Source organism: Polymorphospora sp. NPDC051019 (assembly GCF_040683055.1).
GTDB classification, from domain to species: domain Bacteria; phylum Actinomycetota; class Actinomycetes; order Mycobacteriales; family Micromonosporaceae; genus Polymorphospora; species Polymorphospora lycopeni.
Genome location: NZ_JBFBCH010000019.1, coordinates 137,325 through 158,485, shown reverse-complemented (window position 1 = coordinate 158,485; position 21,161 = coordinate 137,325). Strand labels below are relative to the sequence as shown.

General features: G+C 72.8%; 13 protein-coding genes. 7 read left to right on the top strand and 6 right to left on the bottom strand.

The window, feature by feature from the left end:
- Positions 1–88 precede the first annotated feature (88 nt).
- The 5 genes from AB0M79_RS28010 to AB0M79_RS27990 all read left to right on the top strand — a co-directional run bounded on the left by AB0M79_RS28010 (position 89) and on the right by AB0M79_RS27990 (position 5,265).
- Positions 89–292, top strand: a complete 204-nt coding sequence (locus AB0M79_RS28010) for a (4Fe-4S)-binding protein (RefSeq protein ID WP_364219001.1) — start codon at positions 89–91, stop codon at positions 290–292.
- A gap of 80 nt (positions 293–372) precedes the next feature.
- Positions 373–1,956, top strand: coding sequence for an ABC transporter substrate-binding protein (locus AB0M79_RS28005; protein WP_364218998.1), 1,584 nt, complete (start codon positions 373–375; stop codon positions 1,954–1,956).
- Complete coding sequence (locus AB0M79_RS28000; RefSeq protein ID WP_364218995.1) at positions 1,953–2,915, top strand: ABC transporter permease; 963 nt, start codon at positions 1,953–1,955, stop codon at positions 2,913–2,915. Before AB0M79_RS28005 ends, AB0M79_RS28000 begins: the two co-directional genes overlap by 4 nt.
- Complete coding sequence (locus AB0M79_RS27995) at positions 2,912–3,754, top strand: ABC transporter permease (protein ID WP_364218992.1); 843 nt, start codon at positions 2,912–2,914, stop codon at positions 3,752–3,754. Before AB0M79_RS28000 ends, AB0M79_RS27995 begins: the two co-directional genes overlap by 4 nt.
- Positions 3,751–5,265 (top strand): ATP-binding cassette domain-containing protein, encoded by a 1,515-nt coding sequence (locus AB0M79_RS27990; RefSeq protein ID WP_364218989.1) that lies wholly within the window; start codon positions 3,751–3,753, stop codon positions 5,263–5,265. The genes AB0M79_RS27995 and AB0M79_RS27990 overlap by 4 nt, the downstream gene beginning before the upstream one ends.
- A gap of 19 nt (positions 5,266–5,284) precedes the next feature.
- On the opposite strand, the gene AB0M79_RS27985 is transcribed toward AB0M79_RS27990, so the two are convergent.
- The 5 genes from AB0M79_RS27985 to AB0M79_RS27965 are packed head-to-tail and all read right to left on the bottom strand — an operon-like array spanning position 5,285 to position 16,964.
- Positions 5,285–7,012, bottom strand: a complete 1,728-nt coding sequence (locus tag AB0M79_RS27985; protein WP_364218986.1) for an ABC transporter ATP-binding protein — start codon at positions 7,010–7,012, stop codon at positions 5,285–5,287.
- Positions 7,009–8,769, bottom strand: coding sequence for an ABC transporter ATP-binding protein (locus AB0M79_RS27980; protein WP_364218983.1), 1,761 nt, complete (start codon positions 8,767–8,769; stop codon positions 7,009–7,011). The genes AB0M79_RS27985 and AB0M79_RS27980 overlap by 4 nt, the downstream gene beginning before the upstream one ends.
- Complete coding sequence (locus tag AB0M79_RS27975; RefSeq protein WP_364218980.1) at positions 8,766–15,437, bottom strand: amino acid adenylation domain-containing protein; 6,672 nt, start codon at positions 15,435–15,437, stop codon at positions 8,766–8,768. The genes AB0M79_RS27980 and AB0M79_RS27975 overlap by 4 nt, the downstream gene beginning before the upstream one ends.
- Entirely contained in the window at positions 15,434–15,658 is a 225-nt protein-coding gene (locus AB0M79_RS27970) for a 4-oxalocrotonate tautomerase family protein (protein WP_364218977.1), read from the bottom strand. Before AB0M79_RS27970 ends, AB0M79_RS27975 begins: the two co-directional genes overlap by 4 nt.
- Before the next feature lie 37 nt (positions 15,659–15,695).
- Positions 15,696–16,964 (bottom strand): DegT/DnrJ/EryC1/StrS family aminotransferase, encoded by a 1,269-nt coding sequence (locus tag AB0M79_RS27965; protein ID WP_364218974.1) that lies wholly within the window; start codon positions 16,962–16,964, stop codon positions 15,696–15,698.
- Positions 16,965–17,209: 245 nt separating this feature from the next.
- Here AB0M79_RS27965 and AB0M79_RS27960 point away from each other — a divergent pair, with 245 nt between their 5' ends.
- Positions 17,210–18,295, top strand: coding sequence for an LLM class flavin-dependent oxidoreductase (locus tag AB0M79_RS27960; RefSeq protein ID WP_364218972.1), 1,086 nt, complete (start codon positions 17,210–17,212; stop codon positions 18,293–18,295).
- On the top strand, positions 18,276–19,421 hold the full coding sequence (solA, locus tag AB0M79_RS27955; RefSeq protein ID WP_364218969.1) for an N-methyl-L-tryptophan oxidase: 1,146 nt from the start codon (positions 18,276–18,278) through the stop codon (positions 19,419–19,421). The genes AB0M79_RS27960 and solA overlap by 20 nt, the downstream gene beginning before the upstream one ends.
- Here the strand turns inward: solA and AB0M79_RS27950 are convergent.
- Positions 19,399–21,078 (bottom strand): (2,3-dihydroxybenzoyl)adenylate synthase, encoded by a 1,680-nt coding sequence (locus AB0M79_RS27950; RefSeq protein ID WP_364218966.1) that lies wholly within the window; start codon positions 21,076–21,078, stop codon positions 19,399–19,401. The two genes, solA and AB0M79_RS27950, sit on opposite strands and share 23 nt — an antisense overlap.
- Positions 21,079–21,161: the final 83 nt, after the last annotated feature.

Here is a 21,161-nt window from a genome sequence, read left to right as displayed (position 1 = left end):
CCTCGAAGGTCGAGCGAGCTGGGCGATGGCCCGACGGTCACCGGTGCACTCGAACCAACATCAGCTCGAGTGAGACAAGGGTGCACCAATGAGCGGATTGGTGGTGGATCCGGACCGGTGTGTCGGTGCCGGGCACTGTGCGCGACTGATGCCGCAGGTGTTCGACCAGGAGCCGGAGACCGGTGTCGTGGTGTGGCTCGGTGGCCAGGTGTCCGGGGCTTCCGACGACGTTCTGCGTGAGGTGGTCGCGCTCTGCCCGTCGGGTGCGCTTCGACGACCTCCGGCAAGTTGACAATGGTTTTCATTTCGGTGATGCTGTCGGGCGCGGGCGACCGCACACCCCTGCACTCGACACCAACCCGGGAGCATCCCTTGGCGCGTACCTTCAATCGCCGTCTTCTGCTGCGGACCGGCGCCGCAGCCGTCGCAGCCACCGCCGGCCTGCCTCTGCTGACCGCCTGCTCCAACGACGACGCGCCCGCAGGCGGTACGTCGGACACCGCGCCGTCGCCCCGGCCCGGCGGGACGCTACGAGCCGCGTTCGTCGGCGGCGGCGCGGCGGAAACCCTCAACTTCCTGATGGGGCCGACCGGCCTCGACTACGTACGGGCCCGGTGCCTGCACGGCGCCCTCGGCGTACTCGACCCGGCTGCCGAGCACGGCGTACGCTACGGCGTTCTCGAGCGCATCGACGTCAGCGACGACCTGACGACCTACACGGTGAAGGTCCGCCCTGGCGTGACATTCACCGACGGAACCACGTTGACGGCACGCGACGTCCTCTACTCGCTCAACGCCCCGGTCACGCTCGGCTCCCTGCCGTTCCTCAAACCGCCGTCGCAGAACTTCGACCTGGCCAGGGCGACCGTCACCGACGACCTGACGCTGACCCTCCCGACCCAGCGGCCGATCGCCGACGGGCGGCTCGTGCTGTGCCAGAGCACCCTCGTCTTCAAGGACGGCACCACGCGGTTCACCCCGGACATGCCCACCTGCGGCCCGTTCAGGCTCGCCGAGTTCGAGCCCGGACAGGGTGCCTCGTTCACCCGCCACGACGACTACTACGGCCTGGCCCTGGGCACCGGACCGTACCTGGACGCCCTCGAACTGCGCACCATCCCCGACGCGACCGCACGGACGAACGCACTCACCGGCGGCCAGGTCGACTTCGTCAGCGACATCGGCCCCGTGGCGGCACGGACCATCGAAGGCGACGGGCGGTTCACCCTCGCCGTCTCCGAACTGCCGTACGCGACGTCGCTGTCGTTCGGGCTGAACCTGTCCTTCGCGCCCTTGTCCGACGTACGCGTCCGCCAGGCGGTCAAGTACGCGATCGACCGCGAGGCGATCGTCCGCAACGTCTTCTTCGGACGGGCCTTCGTCGGCAACGACCTCAGCTCCCTCGGCTTCGGCGACTACGCCGACGAGATCGAGCAGCGTCCGTACGACCCGGACCGGGCCCGCGCCCTGCTCGCGGAGGCCGCCGTCGGCAAGATCACGGTGGCGGTCAGCACCGCGCCCGAGGTCGCCGGCATGGCCGAGACCGCCACCGTCGTCGTGGAGAACCTCAAGCAGGTCGGAATCGAGGCCACCCTCGACCAACGCCCCACCGGCCAGCTCTTCTCCGACTTCCCCGCATACGTGAAGCTGCCGTTCGCCGCCAGCTACACCCCACCGGTGCCGCCGCTGTCGAGCTACGCCGCCACGCGTACGGCGGGCTCCCCGTCCACCTTCGGGTTCAACCGCCCCGACATCGACGACCTCGTCGGCCAGGCCCGCGGCGCCACCGATCCGAGCGGGCGCAGGGACGCCGCGGTGCGTGCCCAACGGCTGATCTGGGAGGAGGGCAACCAGGTGATCCCGGTCTTCGCGCCATCGATCAACGCCCACACGCCGGCCGTCCACGGCGTACGCGACGAACCGTTCACCAGCTTCGAGCAGGCATACCTGGCGTGAACCACGCCGCCCTGGCCGCCCTCGCCGTCCGGCGCACCGCCGCCGCCGGCCTCGTCCTGGTGGCCCTTTCCGTGTTGATCTTCGCGGCGACGGAGGTGCTGCCTGGGGACGCGGCCGGCACGCTCGCCGGCGCCGACGCCACCGAGGCCGAACGCGAGCAGCTACGCCGGGACCTCGGCCTGGACACCGACCCGGCGCGCCGGTACATCGACTGGGCGGCGGCGGCGATCCGCGGTGATCTCGGCACCGGATACGTCGGCCGCCGAGAGGTGGTCGAGGTGCTCGCCGACCGGCTGCCGAACAGTCTCGTCCTGACCACACTCGCGATGGCGGTGGCGATTCCGGTCGCCGCCGCCATCGGGCTGGTCGCCGGGCTGCGCGCCGGACGCCGTGCGGACCGGGCGGTCAGCACCGCCACGCTCGTCGCGGTCGGTGTGCCCGAGTTCCTCGTCGCCGCACTGCTGATCGCGGTCTTCGCGGCCGGCCTCGGCCTGCTGCCCGAGGTGTCGCTGGTCCCACTCGGAGGCCGGCCCTGGGACAGCCCCGAAGTGCTCGTCCTCCCGGTCGCGGCCCTCGCCGTCGCGGCGACGGCGGCCGCCGGCCGGCTGCTGCGGGCCTCGGTCGCGGACATCGCCGCGACACCCTACGTCGAGGCCGCCCGGCTGCGGGGCGTCACCGGTGTCCGACTCGCCCTGCGACACGTGCTGCCCAACGCGGCGGGCCCGGCCGTCCAGGTCGTCGCCGTGATGTTCGCCGGGCTCGTCGGCGGCGCGGTGGTCGTGGAAACCCTGTTCAACTATCCGGGCATCGGCTACGAACTGCAGCAGGCGGTCGCCAACCGCGACGTACCCATGGTGCAAGGCATCACGCTGGCCATGTCCGCCACCACCCTCACCGTGCTGCTGCTCGGCGACATCGCCCACCTCCTGCTCAACCCCGCACTGCGGGGGCGGGCATGAACGGCATCGACACGGCCGAGACCGGCGCGGCGGTCACCGTCACCCGGTCCCGACACGCCCTGACAGCCGCCGGCACCGCCGCGGCCGTCGTCGTACTCGCCGCACTGCTCGGCCCCCTGGTCGCCCCGGCCTCCCCGACGGCACAGGTGGGGCTGCCGTTCGACGTCCCCAGCGCCGCCCACCCGCTCGGCACCGACGCCGTCGGGCGCGACGTGCTGAGCCGGCTGCTGCACGGTGGTCGGGCGGTGGTACTTCTCGCCGCCGGCGCCACCCTGCTCGCCAGTGTCGTCGGCGTGACGCTCGGCGTGCTGTCCGGTCTCGCCGGTCGCCGGCCGGGCGAGTTCGTGGTCCGCGTCGTCGATGTCGTCGCCGTGATTCCCGGTCTGCTGGTACTGCTGGTGCTCGCCGCCGGCTTCCCGGGCAGCGACACCGCGATCCTCGTCGGGGTCGGCCTGGTCAGCCTGCCGTTCTCGGTCCGGGTCATGCGGTCGGCGACCCGGCAGGTGGCCGTACGGGGCTTCGTCGACGCCGCCCGCGCCCGCGGCGACAGCCGGTGGCGGATCGTCCGCCACGACATCCTGCCCAACGTCACCGGCACCATGCTCGCCGAGGCTGGAATCCGGTTCTCCGCCGCGGTCCATCTGACCGCGACCGCCGGATTCCTCGGCCTGGGCGCGGGCCCACCGACGGCGAACTGGGGACGCATGGTCAACGAGAACACCGCGGGAATCGCCCTGACCGTGTGGCCGGTCCTCGCTCCGGCCCTGCTGTTGGTGACCTTCACCGTCTCGGTGAACCTGCTCGCCGACGACCTCGCCGCCCGGTGGGCCGACCGGTGAGCACACCACTGGCCCGCATCGAAGGGCTCGTCGTCGGCCCGGTCACCGGTGGCCCGCCCACGGTGGCCGGCGTGGACCTGAGCGTCACCGGCGGACAGGTCGTCGCGCTGATGGGACGATCCGGATCCGGCAAGACGACCACCGCGCTGACCCTGCTCGGCCACCTGCGGCCCGGGCTGGCCCGGCGCGCCGGCACCGTACACGTCGCCGGCCATGATCCCTTCACCGCCACGGGCGCGGCCACGCTGCGGCGCGGCCACATCGCCTACCTGCCGCAGGACGCCGCCGCCACACTCAACCCCGCCCGGCGGTTGGCGAGTCTTCTGGCCGAGGCCCTCTCCGGGCACGGACGGTTGTCCCGAACCGAACGCGCCGAACAGCTCACCCGGCTGCTCGATCTCGTCCACCTGCCCACCGACCGGGCGTTCCTGCGCCGCCACCCGCACCAGATCTCCGGCGGCCAGGCGCAGCGCGTCGCGTTCGCCGTCGCCCTGGCAGCAGACCCGGAGCTGCTAGTCCTCGACGAACCGACCGCCGGCCTCGACGCCGTCCTTGCCCGCGGCGTACGCGACCTGATCGGGTCGCTGGTTGGCCGGCACGCGACCGTCCTGATCAGCCACGACCCGGACCTCGTGCGTCCGGTCAGCGACGAGGTGGTGATCCTGGAGGCCGGGCGCACGGTGGCCAGCGGTCCTCCGGCGCGGATCCTGGCCCCGCGACGTCCGCCGAAGACCGCCACCGCCGTCCGCGTCCCCGTCGACGCCGCGCTGTCGGCCGCCGGAGTCTGCGCCACGTACGGCCGGCGGACCGTACTCACCGCCGTGTCCTTCACCGCACGGGAGCGGGAGTGTCTGGCCGTCGTCGGACCGTCCGGGTCCGGCAAGTCGACACTCGCCCGGTGCCTGGTCGGTCTGCACCCGTACCGGGGGACCGTGACACTGCACGGCCAGCCGGTGGCCCGCGCGACCGGCGACCGCACCGCGGCCCACCGTCGAGACCTTCAACTCGTCGCCCAGGACAGCGTCGCAGCCCTCAACCCCAGGGAAACCGTCGGCCAGGCCCTGCTCCGCCCGCTGCGGCACCTGCGCGGACTGCCCGTCCCACAAGCCAGGGCAGAGGCCACCAATCTGCTTGCCCGGGTGCACCTGCCGGCCGGCTACGTCGACCGCCGGCCGGCCAGCCTCTCCGGCGGGGAGCGGCAGCGGGTGAACCTCGCCCGGGCGCTGGCCTGCCGGCCACGTGTCCTCGTCTGCGACGAGGTGACCTCCGCGCTCGACGTCCACACCGGCGAGGCGATGCTCGCCCTGCTCGCCGAGTTGCGCCGCGACCTGGGGCTCACCGTCGTGCTCATCACCCACGACCTGGCCACCGTGGCACGGTGGGCGGATGCCGTGGTCGTGCTCGACAACGGCCGGGTGGTGGAGTCCGGACCGACCGCCGCCGTGCTTCGCGCACCCGGGCACGCGGTCACCCGGGCCCTGGTCGGCGCCACCGGTGCCGCGCCCGACTGACCGGGCGCGGCACCGGGGATCAGCCTCCCACCAGCCGCCAGCCCTCGGCCTCGGCCCGCTCCCGCCAGAACGACGCGTAGAGCCCGGCGCCGTCGGCGAGGTCGGCGTGGGTTCCCCGCTCGCTGATGCGCCCGTCGGAAAGCACCAGGATCTGATCCGCGGCCCGTACGGTCTGCAGGCGGTGCGCGATCACCAGCAGCGTCGCCCGGCGGGCCAGGGCCGCCACCGCCGTCTGTACCGCCGCGTCGGCCTCCGGATCGAGCGACGCCGTCGCCTCGTCGAGTACGACGATGGGAGCCCGCTTGAGCAGCGCCCGGGCGATCGACACCCGCTGCCGCTGGCCGCCGGACAGGGCGGTGCCGCCCTCACCCACCGGCGTGCGCAGGCCGGCGGGTAGCGCGGCGAGGACGTCGTCGAGGCCGGCCCGGCCGGCGGCCTCCCGGACCTCGTCGTCGGTGGCGTCGGGCCGGCCGAGGCGGATGTTGTCGGCCAGGGTGCCGTCGAACAGGTACACGTCCTGGAACACGAACGAGACGCGGGCGGACAGGTCCGCGCCGGCGATGTCACGCACGTCGACACCGCCGATGCGGACCGCACCGGCCTGGACATCCCAGAACCGGGCGAGCAGGCGGGCCACGGTGGTCTTGCCCGCACCGGACGGGCCGACCAGGGCGGTCATGCTCTTCTCGGGAAGGGTGAAACCGACTCCGCGCAGCACCGGGCGGTCGTCGTAGCCGAACCGCACATCGTCGAAGACGACCTCCGTGGTCTCCGGCCTTTGGGGCCGGACCGGCTCGGGCAGCGTCGCGGCGTCCAGCACCCGGTTGACCCCGGCCAGGTTGCCGGCGGCCATGCGCAGCGAGGCACCGAGTTCGGCCGCGGTGGCCAGCGGCTCGGTGAACCGTACGGCCAGGACCAGCACGGCGACCAGCGTCGCCGCATCGAGGTCGCCGCCGAGCGCCAGGTGGACCCCGAGCAGCAGGACCGTCCCGAGCAGCGCCCGGACCGCGAAGCCGAACGCCACCAGTCCGGGAACCACGCGGTGCAGCAGGGCGCGGTCCGCCCGCCCCTGCGCCGTCAGGGCGTCGTCGAGGAGGCGGTGTTCCCGCGCCGTCCTGCCGTACGCCCGCAGCAGCGGCTGGGACTTCGCGAACTCGACGATCCGGGCCGCCGCGTCGTCCATGACGTGGTGCCGCGCGGCGTCGGCGCTTGCCACCGCCCGGTTGCTCCACCACAGGGTGAGCGCCAGCAGCGGTGCGGCGACGGCGACGGCCGCGCCGAGCCGCGGCTCCACGACGAGCAGGACCGACGCGACCACCAACGGGGTCACCGTGGCGGTGACGACCGGCCGCAGCAGATGCGCCGGAACGTTCATCAGTTGCAGGACGCTCTGGCTGGCCAGCCGGCTGAGCTCGCCGGTGCGTGCCGGGGTGAACCATCCCAGCGGCAACCCGATGACCTTCTCGCCGAGCCGGTCGTGCAGCACCCGGGCCACGTCCTGTCCGAGGCCGAAGGCGAGATTCTGCGCCCACCAGGTCAGTGCCGCATAGCCGGCGGTCGCGGCGGCGAACCAGGCCAGCCAGGGCAGCGCCGCCGCCGGCCGGTCGCCGAGCAGGTTCTGGATCAGAGGCACCAGCAGGGCGTACGCGGTCCCCTGGGCGGCCGCGGCGGCGGCCAGGAGGGCGAGCAGCCGGCGCAGCGGGGCGGCGGACGCGGGGCCCAGCGCCGTGGCCAGACTCCTGATCACGGCGCCTCCTTCTTGCCGCCGGCCGCGACCGGGGTGGTGGTTTCCTGGGCCCGCCACATGCGTGCATACCGGCCGTCGGCGGCGAGCAGGTCGTCGTGGCGCCCCCGCTCGACGACCCGCCCGTGGTCGAGTACGACGATCTGGTCGGCGGTGCGGACGCTGGCCAGCCGGTGTGCGATCACGAGCAGGGTGCGGCCGGCCGCGAGGGCGGACAGGGCCCGCTGGATCTGCGCCTCGGCGTGCGGGTCGGCGTACGCGGTCGCCTCGTCGAGGACCATGACGGGCGCGTCGGCCAGCAGCGCCCGGGCGATGGACAGCCGCTGCGCCTCGCCGCCGGACAGCGACACGTCGACACCGACGACGGCGTCGTAGCCGCCGGGCTGGGCCGCTATCCGGTCGTGTATCTGCGCCGCCCGGGCGGCGGCCTCGATCTCGGCTCGGGTCGCGTGCGGCCTGGCCAGGGCGATGTTGTCGGCGATGCTGGCGCGCAGGAGGATCACCTCCTGCAGGACGAAGCCGACGGTGCGGTGCAGCAGCGCGGGGTCGAGGTCACCGATGTCGGCCCCACCGACGGTGACGGTGCCGGTGGTGGGCTCGTGGAGCCCGGCGATCAGCCGTGCCACCGTGGTCTTGCCGGCTCCGGACGGCCCGACCAGGGCCGTCACCGTGCCGGGGGCGAGTTCCAGGTTCACGCCTTCCAGCACGCGGGAGGTTCCGTCGTAGGAGAACCCGACGTCGTCGAGCCGTACGGTGGTTCCCACCGGTTGCACCGGTTCAATGCGGCGGGAGTCGGCCGGCTCGTCCAGCAGTGCCGCGACGTCGCCGGCGGCGGTCAGTCCGGTGCGCAGCGCCTGGACGCGGGTGCCGATGCCGGCGACCGGTGCGGCCACGGCGGGGGCGAGGAGAATGAACGCCACCAGCGCCGAGGGCGGGATCCAGCCCGCGACGGCGGCGGGCAGGCCGCTCGCGAGAACCACCAGCAGAACCACCGGGGCGGTGACGACCAGTTGCGAGGTGGTGGTGACCGCCGTGGTGCCGGCCGCCCACCGGGCGAAGAAGTCACTGAACGCGTCGGCCGCCTCACGAAATCGTCGGTGTGCCGCGCCGGCCCGACCGAACGTCTTGAGCACGGCGATGCCGTCGACGAACTCCACCGCCGCACTGTTGATCTCCCTGGCGGCGCGGCCGTACGCGGCCATCTTCGGACCCGCTCCGGCCATCGCGTGCCGGAACAGGGCCGCGCCGGCGGCCAGCGGCAGTGTGCAGACCAGCGCCAGCCGCCAGTCGACCGTGGCCAGGTACGTCAGGGCCGCCACCGGGGCGACGACGACGGACGTCACGTCGAGCACGGTGTGTGCCACCAGGTAGTGCATAGCCTGCACGTCGTCGTGGACGACCTTCTTCACCTGGCCCGATCCGCGTCCGCCGTACCAGGACAGCGGCACCCTTCCCAGCCGGTCGGCGAGGCCACGGCGCAGCCGTAGCTGCAGCGCGGTGTCGGCCAGGTGGGTCACCACGTTGGCGGCGGCGGCCAGCAACACGCTCGCCAGCGCGGCGCCGGCGCCGGCGAGCGCCACGGCCCACACCGTGCCGTCGGCGGCGGGGTCGAGCAGTCGTTTGCCGATCTCCGCCATCGCGACGAGCATGCCGATGCCGGCGGCGCTGGCCGCGGTCTGCAGCACGATCGCGGCAGCGAGCTGTCCTCGGATCGGGCCCAGGATCGTTGTCAGGGGCCGGGGTGCGTCGGTGTCTGTCATAGCAATCCGAAATCGTACTCGTTTTCATTAAGGTCGGTGCCGGCACTTTCCATCTCGGCCGCCAGGTCGGCCACCGTCGCCGCGGTCAGGAACCGCCGGATCGGCACCTCCACGCCGAACCGTTGCCGCAACATGGCGATCAGCCGCAGCGCGGTGACGCTGTCACCGCCCAGAGCGAAGAAGTTCGCCTCCCGGCTCGTCACCGCGGCGCCCAGCAACTCCTGCCAGAGCGCGGCCACCGCGGACTCGACCTCGCCCACCGGAGGACTGCCCTGCGTCGCGTCGTCCGCCTGTGCCACCCGGGCCTGCAACGCGGCCCGGTCGACCTTGCCGTTGGCGGTCAGCGGCAGCGCGTCGACCACACCGATGCGCGCCGGTACGGCGTACGCCGGCAACCGCTCGGCGAGGAACGGCCGCAGAGCGGCCACGACATCGTCCGGCGCGGCGGCGTCCGCCTCCACGAACGCGTGCAGCCGGCGGGCGTGGCGCTCACCGGTGGCGACGACCACCGCCCGTCCGACCGGCGGGTACGCCTCGAACGCCGCCTCGATCTCGCCGAGTTCCAGCCGGTGCCCGCCGATCTTCACCTGGTGGTCGGCACGGCCCAGGAACTCCAGGGTGCCGTCCGGCCAGTACCGGCCGATGTCCCCGGTGCGGTACCAGCGGCCGGTGGCGTCGGTGACGAACTTCGCGGCGGTACGGCCCACGTCGCCGCGGTAGCCGCGCGCCACCCCGCGCCCGCCGATCCACAACTCGCCCGGCACCCAGTCCGGCCGGTCCCGGCCGGCCCCGTCGACGACCCGGTACGCCTGGTTCGCCAGCGGGAATCCGTACGGCACCGAACGCCAGTGCGCCGGTACCTCGGCGACCTCCAGCGCGTTCGACCAGATGGCAGCCTCGGTCGCGCCGCCGAGCGCCACCAGCCGGCACGGCCCACCCTCCCGCCACGCCGTGGCGGCCCGCAGGCGGCCGGGAAGATCCAGCCCGACCCAGTCGCCGGAGACCAGCGCCAGCCGCAGACCTGTCGGCAGCGGCCCCGGCTCGGCCGCCACCAGCAGCATGTCCAGCAGCGTCGGCACCGTGTTCCACAACGTCACGCCGTGCTGGTCGACCAGGCGGAGCCAGCGGGGCGCGTCGCGGCGCTCGTCCTCGCCGGGAAGCACCAGCGCACCGCCGGCGCCCAGCACCCCGAAGATGTCGTACACCGACAGGTCGAAGTCCAGCGCGGACAGCGCCAGCACCCGGTCGGTGGGGCCGACACCGAACCGGGCGGTCACGTCCGCGCAGGTGTTGGCCGCCGCGTCGTGGCTGACCTCGACGCCCTTCGGGGTCCCGGTCGAGCCCGAAGTGAAGATCACGTACGCCGTCTCGTCGGGGTCGACCGGCACCGGCTCCGCCAGCGGCGTCGCGGTCGTCGCGGTGGCCGGGTCCAGCAGCGGCAGTCCGCCGGCATCACCGCCGGGGCGGGCGAGGACCGCGACCGCACCCGCTTCGCGGTAGATCCGGTGCCGGCGCTGGCGCGGCTGCTCCACTCCGACCGGAACGTACGCCGCACCCGCGGCCAGCACCCCGAGTACGGCCACCACCTGGTCCGGTCCCTTGGGCAGGGTGACGGCCACCGCGTCGCCCGGACGCACCCCCTGCCCGACCAGAGCGCCCGCCACCCGCAGCGCCCGGTCGCGTACCTCGCCGTGCGTCATCGCCGCCGGCCCGTCCGGGCCGTGCCAGATCAGTGCGGTACGCGCGGGCGCGCGGGCGGCGCCGGCGAAGAACGCGTCGTGCAGCGGGCGCCGGGGGATCGGCGCCACGGTCGAGTTGACCCGGTCCCGCACCGCCCGCTGGCCGGCCGGCAGCAGCGGCGGCAGCGGCAGGTCCCACGCCGACTCCGCGAGCCGGTCGAGCAGTTCCAGGTATGCGCCGAACATCGCGTCCAGCACACCGGGCAGGAACAACTCGTCGACGAAGTCCCACGTGACCAGCAGCCCCGACCGGGACTCCAGCACCTGGTTGTCCAGGCACACCTGCGGCGACTGCGAGATGCCCCAGACCGGCTGCGGGAAAGCGTCGGACCGGTCCATCGACACGCCGTCGCCGACCCCGATGGCACTGGTGAAGACCACCGGCATCGCGTCCATGTTGCCGGTGGTGCGGGCCAGTTGGCGCAGCAACCACGACGGGCTGACCTCCCGGTGGTCCAGGTCCGCGCCCATCCGCCGGTGCAGGGCGGTCACGTCGGCGAGGAACGTTCCACCCGGCGCCGGCCGGTAGTCGGCCAGCGACAAGGTGGTGAAGTCGCCGAGGACCCGGTAGACGTGCGGGTGGACGTCGCGCCGGTTGAACAGGGTCAGGGTGACCGTCAGATCACGCTGAGAACTCCAGGCGCCGAGCACCTCCGCGTACGCGGCGAGCAGCACCGTCGACGGGGTGAGCCCGTATGTGCGGGCGCGGTCCCGGATCGCCGTCCACTGCCGGGCGGGCACAAGGTGCTGCCGGCGGCCGAACCGGGGCCGCGTGACGTCGGCGGGGTGCCGGGTGGTCGGCAGTTGCGGTGCGGGCGGCAGCCCGGCCAGCCGTTCGGTCCAGTACCGCTGGTCCCGTTCCACGATCTGTGGATCCGGTTCGACCTGCAGCAGGTAGTCGCGAAACGACACGTCGATCGGCGGCAGTTCGGCGTCCGGCAGGCGGTAGATCAGGTCGAGTTCGGTGTACAACGTCATGATCGACAAGGCGTCGAAGATGATGTAGTCCAACCCGACCGCCAGCCGGGTCCTGACCTGACCGGCCCGGCGATAGCGGACCGCGGCGAGATCGAACAACGGCCACCGGGACAGGTCCACCAGACGGTGCGACCGCTCGGCCCGCAACACGGCCAAGGCCGCCTGCGGATCTGCGTCACCCACGTCGACCAGGTCGATCTCCAGCCGGGGTACCTCGGCGAGGATGCGCTGGTTGCCGTCGGCGTCGAACACCGCGCGCAACATCTCGTGCCGCTCGACCAGCCGCTGCCAGGCGGCCCGCATCCGGTCCAGATCCACGTCCGCACCGTCGAACTCGGTGTACTGCCAGGTGCCGACCCCGCCCAGCGGCAGCCGGTCGTCCCGGCCCAGGAAATAGGCGCGCTGTACGTCCGTCGGCGGGAACGGGTCGTGCCGGTGCGTCGGGTCCGCGGCCACCACCTGTGCGGCGGACTCCGCGCCCAGCCGCAGGTCGGCGGCGAAGTCGGCAAGGCGTGGGCTGGCGAACAGAGTCGCCAGTCGGGCCCCGGTCACGCCCGCGGCCCGCAGCCGCACCAGCAGCCCTGTGGCGAGCAGCGAGTCACCGCCGAGGGCGAAGAACGAGTCGTCGCGGCCCACCGGCGACACACCGAGCAACTCGGCCCAGATCGCCGCGACGAGTTCCTCCACCTCACCGCGTGGTGGCTCGGCCGACTCGCGGCCCGTGCGCCGTTGTTCCGCCTCCCGGGTGAGGGCTTTCCGGACCGCTGTGCGGTCCACTTTGCCGTTGCCGGTGAGCGGCAGCGACGGCCACACCAGCACGGTCTCGCAACGCATGTGTGCCGGCAGCCGCTCGGCGAGCCAGTCGTCCAGGTCGGCCGGTGGCCACCGGTCAGCCGTGCCGGTCGCCACGGTCACCGCGGCGGCAAGGTGGCGGCCGGGACCGGTGCCCGCCACCACGACGACGGCCTGCTCCACCGCCGGATGCGAGGTCAGCGCGGCCTCGATCTCACCCGGCTCGATCCGGTGTCCGCGTACCTTCACCTGGTGGTCGGCGCGTCCCAGGAACTCCAGGGTGCCGTCGGGCCAGTACCGGGCCAGGTCGCCGCTGCGGTACCAACGACGGCCCTCGACCGTCACGAACCGTTCGGCGGTGCGCCGCGGATCGCCGCGATAGCCGTCGGCGAGACCCGCGCCGCCCATCCACAGTTCGCCGGTGACCCAGTCGGGCCGGTCCCGCCCGTCGGTGTCGACGACCCGGCAGGCGACGTTGTCCAGCGGCACACCCCACGGCATCGACGGCCACGTCGGATCCGCCCGGTCCACCTCGAACACCGTGGAGTGGATCGCGGCCTCGGTCATTCCGCCGAGGGCGACGAACCTGCACGCCGGGGCGAGCGCCCGCAGCCGGGCGGGCAGGTCCACACCGACCCAGTCGCCGCCGAGCAGGACCACCCGCAAAGCAGGTGCCGGCGTTTCCCCGGCCGTCTGGTGCCCGGCGACGAGCAGCATGTCCAGCAGCGCCGGCACCGTGTTCCAGACGGTCACCCGGTGGGTGGTGACCAGTTGCCACCAGGCCGCCGCGTCGCGGCGGCGCTCCTCGTCGACGAGCACCAGCGCGCCACCGGCGGTGAGCAGGCCGAACGTGTCGTACACCGACAGGTCGAACTCCAGCGCGGACAGGGCCAGCACCCGGTCGGCCGGCCCGACGTCGAACCGGGCGTTCAACGCCGCGACCGTGTTCATCGCCGCCGCGTGCGTCATCTCCACGCCCTTGGGATCACCGGTCGACCCCGAGGTGAACAGCACGTACGCCAGCGAGTCCGGGGCCGGCGTAAGCGGGTCGCGCGGCGCCAGGGCGTCGGCGTCGGTCACCGTCAGCGGGCGGACGCCCCCGGCGGCCGTCACGACGTCGCGGTGCGCCGTGTCGGTCAGCGCCACCCGGGCACCGGCGAGGGAGTGCAGGTGGGTTCGGCGCCGTGGCGGCTGGTCGATAGACACCGGCACGTAGCAGGCGCCGGCGGCGAGGATCCCGAGCACCGCCGCGATCTGGTCGGCGCCCTTGGGCAGCGTCACGACCACCGGGTCACCGGGCCGTACCCCGTGGGCGGCCAGCAGGGCATGTACCCGCATGGCGCGGCCGGCAAGTTCGCCGTAGCCGACCGTTCGGTCGCCGTCGACCAGGGCGATCCGTCGCGGTTCGGTCGCCGCGTGCTGGAAGAACCCGTCGTGCAGGCAACGTGGCGGCCGGACGACCGCGGTGGCGTTGACCCGTTCCCGCTCGGCGATCTGGGCGGCGGGTAGCAGCGCGCCGACCGGTCGCCGCCACGCGTCATCACCGTCGACCAGGGCCTCGACCAGGTCCCGGTACGCCGCGAACGCCGCCTGCGCCACCCCGTCGACCAGCACGTCGAGGCGTACATCCCAGTTGAGCAGCAGGCCCTGGTCGAGTTCGGTGACCTGCGCGTCCAGCCATACCTGCGGCCCCTGCGAGATGATCCACGACGGGGCGCCGAAGGTCTCCTGCAGGGCCGCGTCGTAGATCTCGCCGAGCCCGAGGGCGCTGGTGTAGACGACGGGGGCGAGCACCGCCTCGCCGGCCCGTCGGGACAGGTCCCGCAACACCTCCACGCCGGCGTACGCGCCATGGTCGATCGCCGAGCGCAGCCCCGCCTGCACCCGCCGTGCCCGCTCCACGAACGGCACGATCGCGGCGGTGTCCACGTCGAGCAGAACCGAGCTGGAGAAGTCGCCGACCAGCAGATCCACGTCGGACACCAGCGGTTCGCGGGCGAACAGGGGCAGGTTGAGCAGGAACCGGCGGTCGTCGCTGAACGCGCCGAGCACCTCGGCGAAGGCGGTTGCCAGCGCCGACGCGGACGTCACGCCGTGACCCGCGGCCCGCTCCAGCAAGGCGCGTTTGCGCTGCGGGTCCAGCCAGTGGTGCAGCCGTACGCTGCGGGCGGGCTGTCCGGCCCGGCCGGCGTCGGGACGCAGCGGCAGCCGGGGGCCGCCGGGCAGGCTGTCCAGCCGCTGCTGCCACCATTCGCGGGCCCGCTCGTGGGCCGCCGCACCCGCCTGCCGGTGCGCCACGAGGTACTCGGGAAAGCTCGAGGTGACCGGCGGCAGTGCGGCGGCCGGTTCCTCGTACAGCCGGCGCAGGTCGTTCAGCAGAATCCGCATGCTGAGCGCGTCGGCGGCCAGCATGTCCAGGTCGACGTGCAGCCGGGTGGCGCCGTCGGGCAGCAGGCTGAGCGCGACGGTGAGGACCTCGCCGTGTTCGACGTCCATCCGTCGGTGCGTATAGTGCTCGCGCAGCGCCGCCAGCCGCTGCGCCGACCCGGCCGGCCCGGCGTCACGCAGGTCGTGCACGACCAGAGCGGGACCACCACCACCGATGCGCTGCCGGCCCTCGGCGTCGAAGCGGGCACGCAGCATCCCGTGCCGCGCGGTCAGCAGCGCCATCGCCGTCCGCAGCCGGCCGGGTTCGACGCCGTAACCGTCGAACTCGACGTAGAAGTGGGCGGCGACCCCGCCGAACGGCTGACCGTCCTGCCGGCCGACCCAGTATGCGTACTGCATCGTGGCCAGTTCGAACGGCGCCGCCGGGTCAACCTGGCCGACCGGTCCGGCGGCCGGTGCGGGAGTCGCGTCTGTGGCGGGCGGCTCCGTCGACGTGGTGGCGGTCAGGACGGCCAGCCATCCGGAGATCGTCGGCTCGTCGGCGAGCTGCTCGAACGTGACCTGGTGCCCCGCCTGGCGCCACCGGGACACCAGGCGGATGAGGGCCAGCGAGTCGAGACCGAGACCGAACAGGTCGGCCTCGGCGGTCAGCTCGTCGGCAGCGACGCCGAGTGCGGCGGCCACCTCGGCGCGTACCGTGGCCGGGTCCGGCCCGGTCGCGTTGCGCCTGCGTGGAGCTGCGCCGGGGGAGACGGGCCTGGTCACGGTCACCGGGACCCGCCTTCGTCAGAGGCCGTCGGCGACGGCGGGGTTCCCTGCACCCCGCCGACACCCCAGCGGGTGGCGGGTGCGCCGGTGAGCACCACCCAGGTCTGGGCGCGCACGTCCGACCCGAGGACATCGGCCACGGCATCGGTGAGCCGGGCGACGAGGGCCCGCTCGACCGCCGGCGTGAGTCGCTCCTCGAATATTCGTACGTCGATGAATGGCATCGGTTCTCCGTTCAGGCGGGAAGGGGTGCGGTACTGGTCAGGCGCGGGCGGCGGCGCGCTCGTCCAGACCGGTCGGACCGGTCGGCGGCAGCGTCTCGTCGAGAGCCGCCGTGACCGCCTCGACCAGGTAGTCGACCTGCGCGTCGGTCATGCCGGGATGGCACGGCAGGTTGACCTGCTGGTCGAACCAGAGCCGCTCGGCCTGCGGGCACTCGCCGAGCCGGTGGCCCCGGGCCCGCCACTCCGGGGTCAGGTGCAGGGGGAAGTAGCGCAGCTGTACCTCGACGCCGCTGCGGTCGAGTGCCTTCACCAGGTGCTCGCGGGCAGCCTGTCCGGCCTCGACGAAGAACGTGTACAGGTGGTAGGCGTGGGTGACGCCCTCCGGTGGCCGATGCAGTCTGATCTGTCCGTACCGGCCGAGGCAGTCGTCGAGGCGGCGTGCGATCTCCCGACGCCGGGCGGCCAATTCCGCCAGTCGATCAAGTTGGACGATTCCGACGGCTGCCGCGGCCTCGGACATGGTGGCATTCGTGCCGGCCCGGAGGATTTGTGCGTAGTCGTACGCGTACACCTCCCCGGAGAACCGCATCCACGGCAACAGAGGCGTCGGTGGGGGAGTCGGGGACTGCGGTATCCGACAGACCACGTCGGGCTGGTTGGAGCGTATTCGGTCAAGTCGCACGTACCATTCGTCCCGGTCGAACGTGAGCATTCCGCCTTCGCCGAGCGTGGTGAGGTTCTTCGTATTGTGGAAACTGAAACAGCCGATGTCGCCCAGGGCGCCGGGCCGGCGGCCGTGCCGCACCGCACCGAGGGCGTGCGCGCAGTCCTCGATCACCACCGCGCCGTGCCGGTGCGCCGCGGCGACGATCCGCTCCATCTCCGCCGGATACCCTCCGTAGTGGACCAGGAGAATCGCCGCGGTGCGGTCGCTGACGGTCGCCTCGACCTGTGCAGGGTCGATGTTGAGGGTCGCGGGGTCGATGTCGCAGAAGTGAACCCGCACGTCACGGTCTAACAGTGGGTGGATCGTGGCGGAGAAGGTCTGCGGTGTGGCGATCACCTCGTCGCCGGGACGCAGGTCGGCGAGGTGGATCGCGAGTTCGAGTGCGACCGTGCCACTCGTTACCGACAGTGCATGGCGGGAGCCTACATGGTCCCGGAAGCGGTGCTCGAACGCGCTGCGCCATCTGCCGTCGGAGAGCATCTGCTCCGAGTTGACGAGGTCGGCCAGGGCGGCCAGTTCGGCGGCGCCGAGGATGCTGCCACGTGTCGGAAAGGCGACCCGGTAGTCACGATCTTCCATAGGTTTCGCGGCTCCTGTTGCGGCGGTGATGTGAGCGGGAAAATAGCACGGGTGGCGCGGGATGCAAAAAGAGCAATGTGTCTCGGTAATTGTTTTCCGGCAGCGTCGAATGCCGCATCCTCCAAGTTGGGAAAATGCGCAGAGCGTGTGATCAAGAAGATATTTCGGGGTGCTGCCCGTTGACTTTTCCTGAGGATTCGCCTTTCACTTGTCGGCGGCGACCGAACTCATCACGGAGGAAACGAATGCAATTTGGTGTGGGGTTCTTCCCCGTGCTCGGACCGGCCGAGAAGGGCGCGAGCGACTGGTACGACGAGAGCCTCGCCCTGGCCGTGCTCGCCGACGAACTCGGCTACGAACACGTCCAGATGGTCGAGCACTACTTCTCCGCCTACGGCGGGTACAGCCCGGACCCGGTGACGTTCCTGACCGCCGTCGCGGCACGTACCAGCCGGATCAGGGTGGTGACCGGCGCCGTCGTGCCCGCCTTCACCCACCCCGTCAAGCTCGCCGGCAAGCTGGCCATGCTCGACAACCTGTCGCACGGGCGCCTCGACGCCGGGTTCGGCCGGGCGTTCCTGCCCGAGGAGTTCGCGGCCTTCGGCGTCCCGATGAGCGCCAGCCGGATCCGCTTCGCCGAGGGCATCGAGGCCTGCCGTCTCCTGTGGACGCAGGAGGACGTCAGCTGGTCCGGTGACTGGGGCAGTTTCGGCCCGGTGACCATGCTGCCCCGGCCCTACCAGCAGCCGCACCCGCCGATCTTCGTCGCGTCCACGACCAGCGTCCAGTCCTGTGCCGACGCCGGCCGGGCCGGCCACCACCTGCAGGTGGTCCCGACCGTGACCAGTCGCGAGAACCTGCAGGAGATGCTCGCCGCCTACCGGGAGGCGCGGGCCGCGGCCGGCCATCGCGGACCGGGCCGGGTGCAGATCAAGTACACCTGCTACCTGGCCGAGGACGCCACGGTCGCGCTGACCGCGGCCCGCCGGTGGGAGCTGAACTACATCGACAAGATGGCCACCGCGATCGCCTCGTGGGCGACCGTCCGCAGCGCCGACTATCCGGGTTACGAGCACCTGGTGGACAAGGTCCGCGGGTACGACTTCGACCGTTCGTACGCCGACAACAAGGTGCTCGCCGGCGACCCCGCCCAGGTCCGCGACCAGTTGACGGCGATCGCCGACTGGTTCGGCCCCGACGTGTCGGTGTGCCTGCAGGTCAATCCCGGATGCACCCCGCTGCCGGACGCGGAGCGCGCCCTGCGGTTGTTCGCCGAACAGGTGGCTCCGCACTTCACCGGCGAGACCACGCGTGCGCTCGCCGGACGCTGACGTCGCCGTCGTCGGACTGGGTGCGTTCGGCGCGGCGGCCCTGTGGCGGCTGGCCGCCGCCGGGGTCGACGTCGTCGGCCTCGACCGGTTCGCCCCCGGCCACGGGTTCGGGTCGTCGCACGGCGGAACCCGGATGTTCCGCACCGCGTGCCTGGAGCACCCGGACCTGGTGCCGTTGGCGCTGCGATCGCGCCAGCTGTGGCGGGAACTGGGCGATGCCGCAGGGGAGCGGCTGTTCGAGCCGACCGGCGGGGTGCTGATCGGTCCCCGGCACGGCCACGTGGTGGCCGGCACCATCGCGGCCGCCGCACGCCACGGCCTCGACGTGGAGGTCTGGGACGCCGCGACGGTGCGTGCCCGGCTGCCGCGGCATGCCGGACTCTGCGACCACCACGGCGCGGTCTGGGAGGCCGGAGCGGGGCTCATCGCGCCGGAGGCGGCGATCCGTGCGGCGGTGGCGGTCGCCGCCCGCCTGGGGGCGAGGGTGCACAGCGGAACCAGGGTCGACGGGGTCGAACTCGTCGCCGGCGGCGCGCTGGTGCGTACGGCCGACGACGTGCTGCGGGTGCGGCAAGTGGTCGTCGCGGCCGGGGCGTGGCTGCCGACCCTGCTGCCGGACCTGCCGCTGCGGGTATTGCGGGTGCCGATCACCTGGTTCCGGGCCGCCGACCCGGCGGCGACCGGCGCGTACGGGCTGGCCGACGTGCCGGTGTTCATCCGGGAACTCGACGACGGCACCTGCCTGTGGGGCCACGGCGTGCACGGCGGCGACGAACTCAAGCTCGGCCTGGAGGACCGTGGCGGGCTGATGCGCGAGATGGATCCCGACGGCGACGACCGGCGGGTCACCCCGGACGACTGGAGCCCGCTGGTGCGGCGGCTGGACCGGGCACTGCCCGGGCTCGCCGCGGCACCGTCGCGCGCCGCGGTGTGCATGTATCCGATGACACCGGACCGGCAGTTCCTGCTCGGCCGTCCGGGCGGCGACCCCCGCCTGGTCGTCGCCGGTGGGGACAGCGGACACGGTTTCAAGCACGCCACCGGGATCGGCGAGGTGGTGTCTGACCTGATCTGCGGCCGGACGCCGCAGGTCCCGGTGGCGTTCATGCATCCGGACCGGTGGTGACCGCCGCCGGTGCCAGCCGAGCCGCCAGCGCCTTCTTGTCTATCTTGCCGACGGCGGTCAGCGGCATGGCGTCGACGTACTCCACCCGGTCCGGCAGCTTGTACGTGGCCAGTCCGCGTCCGCGCAGGAATGCGACCAGCTCGGCGGCGGCGGGGCGCGGCTGCGTACAGACCAGCACCGCGACCGGGGCCTCGCCCCACTGCTCGTCGGTCACCCCGACCAGTGCCGCCTGGCGGACCGCCGGGTGGGCGAGCAGGTGACCCTCCACCTCGGTCGCGGCGATCTTCTCCCCGCCGCGGTTGATCTGATCCTTGACCCGGCCGACGACGTTGAGGTGGCCGGACGGCAGTTGGCGCACCAGGTCGCCGGTGCGGTAGAACCCGTCCGCGGTGAAGGAGGCGGCGGCCGCCGCGTCACCGCGGTAATAGCCCCGCAACGTGTACGGGCCGCGGGTGAGCAGCTCGCCGGGCTCGCCGGCCGCCACCGGCCGGCCGTCGCCGGGATCGACGACGCGGACCTCGTCGGCGGGGGAGCCGGGGCGGCCCTGGGTGGTGCAGACCAGGTCGTCCGGGTCATCGAGCCGGGTGTAGTTGATCAGCCCCTCGGCCATGCCGTACACCTGCTGAAGCCGCACGCCGAGGGTCGGGGTGAACCGGCGGGCGAGGTCGTCGGCGAGGCGTGCGCTGCCGACCTGCACGAAGCGCAGGCTCGACAGGTCGGGTCGGCTGTCGGCGTACTCGCTGAACCAGTAGGGAACCAGCGGCGGGTTCAGGGCGGTGAAGGTGACCCGCTCCCGTTGGATCAGCCGGAACGCGGTGGCCGGGCTCGGGTTGGGCGCCACGACGACGGTACCGCCGGCCATCAGGGTACCGAGCACGCCCGGACACGCGAGCGTGAAGTTGAACGCGATCGGCAGCACGGCCAGGTAGACATCGTCGGGTCCGAGCCCGCACACCTCGCCGCCGACGCGGGCGTTGTAGGCGTAGTCGTCGTGGGTGCGCGGGATCAGCTTCGGCATGCCGGTGGTACCACCCGACAGCAGCAGCAGCGCGAGGTCGCCGGACGAAGGGCCGGCGTCGACGTGGTCGCCGTCGGGATCGGTTGGCAGCTCGGCGTAGCGGGTGAATCCGGAGTCCACGGGATCGCCGACCACGACGACGTGGCGCAGCGGTTCGTCGGCGGTGCGGCGTGCGTCGAGGACCTCGTGGGCCAGCCGGCGGTAGTCGAACCCGGTGTGCCGGTCGGCGACCACGTATCCGGCCGCGCCGGAGAGGGCCGCCAGGTGGACGATCTCGGCCCGGCGGTGGCCGGGCATGGCGTGCACGGGTACGGCGCCGAGGCGTTGCAGGCCGAACCAGGTCTCGACGAACTCGGCCCGGTTGGGCAGTTGAACGATGACGCGGTCGCCACGGCGCAGCCCGAGCCGGTGCAGGCCGCCGGCGATCCGGTCGGCGGCATGGTCGAGCTGCCGGTAGGTCCACCTGCGGTCACCGTCGACCAGTGCGGTGCGTTCGCCGTGCCGGACGGCCCAGTCCCGCAGCAGGTCACCGAAGGTGGCGCCGGCCCAGAAGCCGGCGTCGCGGTAACGACGGGCGTCGTCGTCCGGCCATCCGGTCCACTGGGGACTGTCGGGGGCTTCCTCGCGGTCGGGGGTCATGCCGGATTCCCTTCTGGTCCGTCGATCACGTCTGTGCTTAGATAGGTCTATCGCAGTTGAATTCCATTTTCAACAAGTCGTAG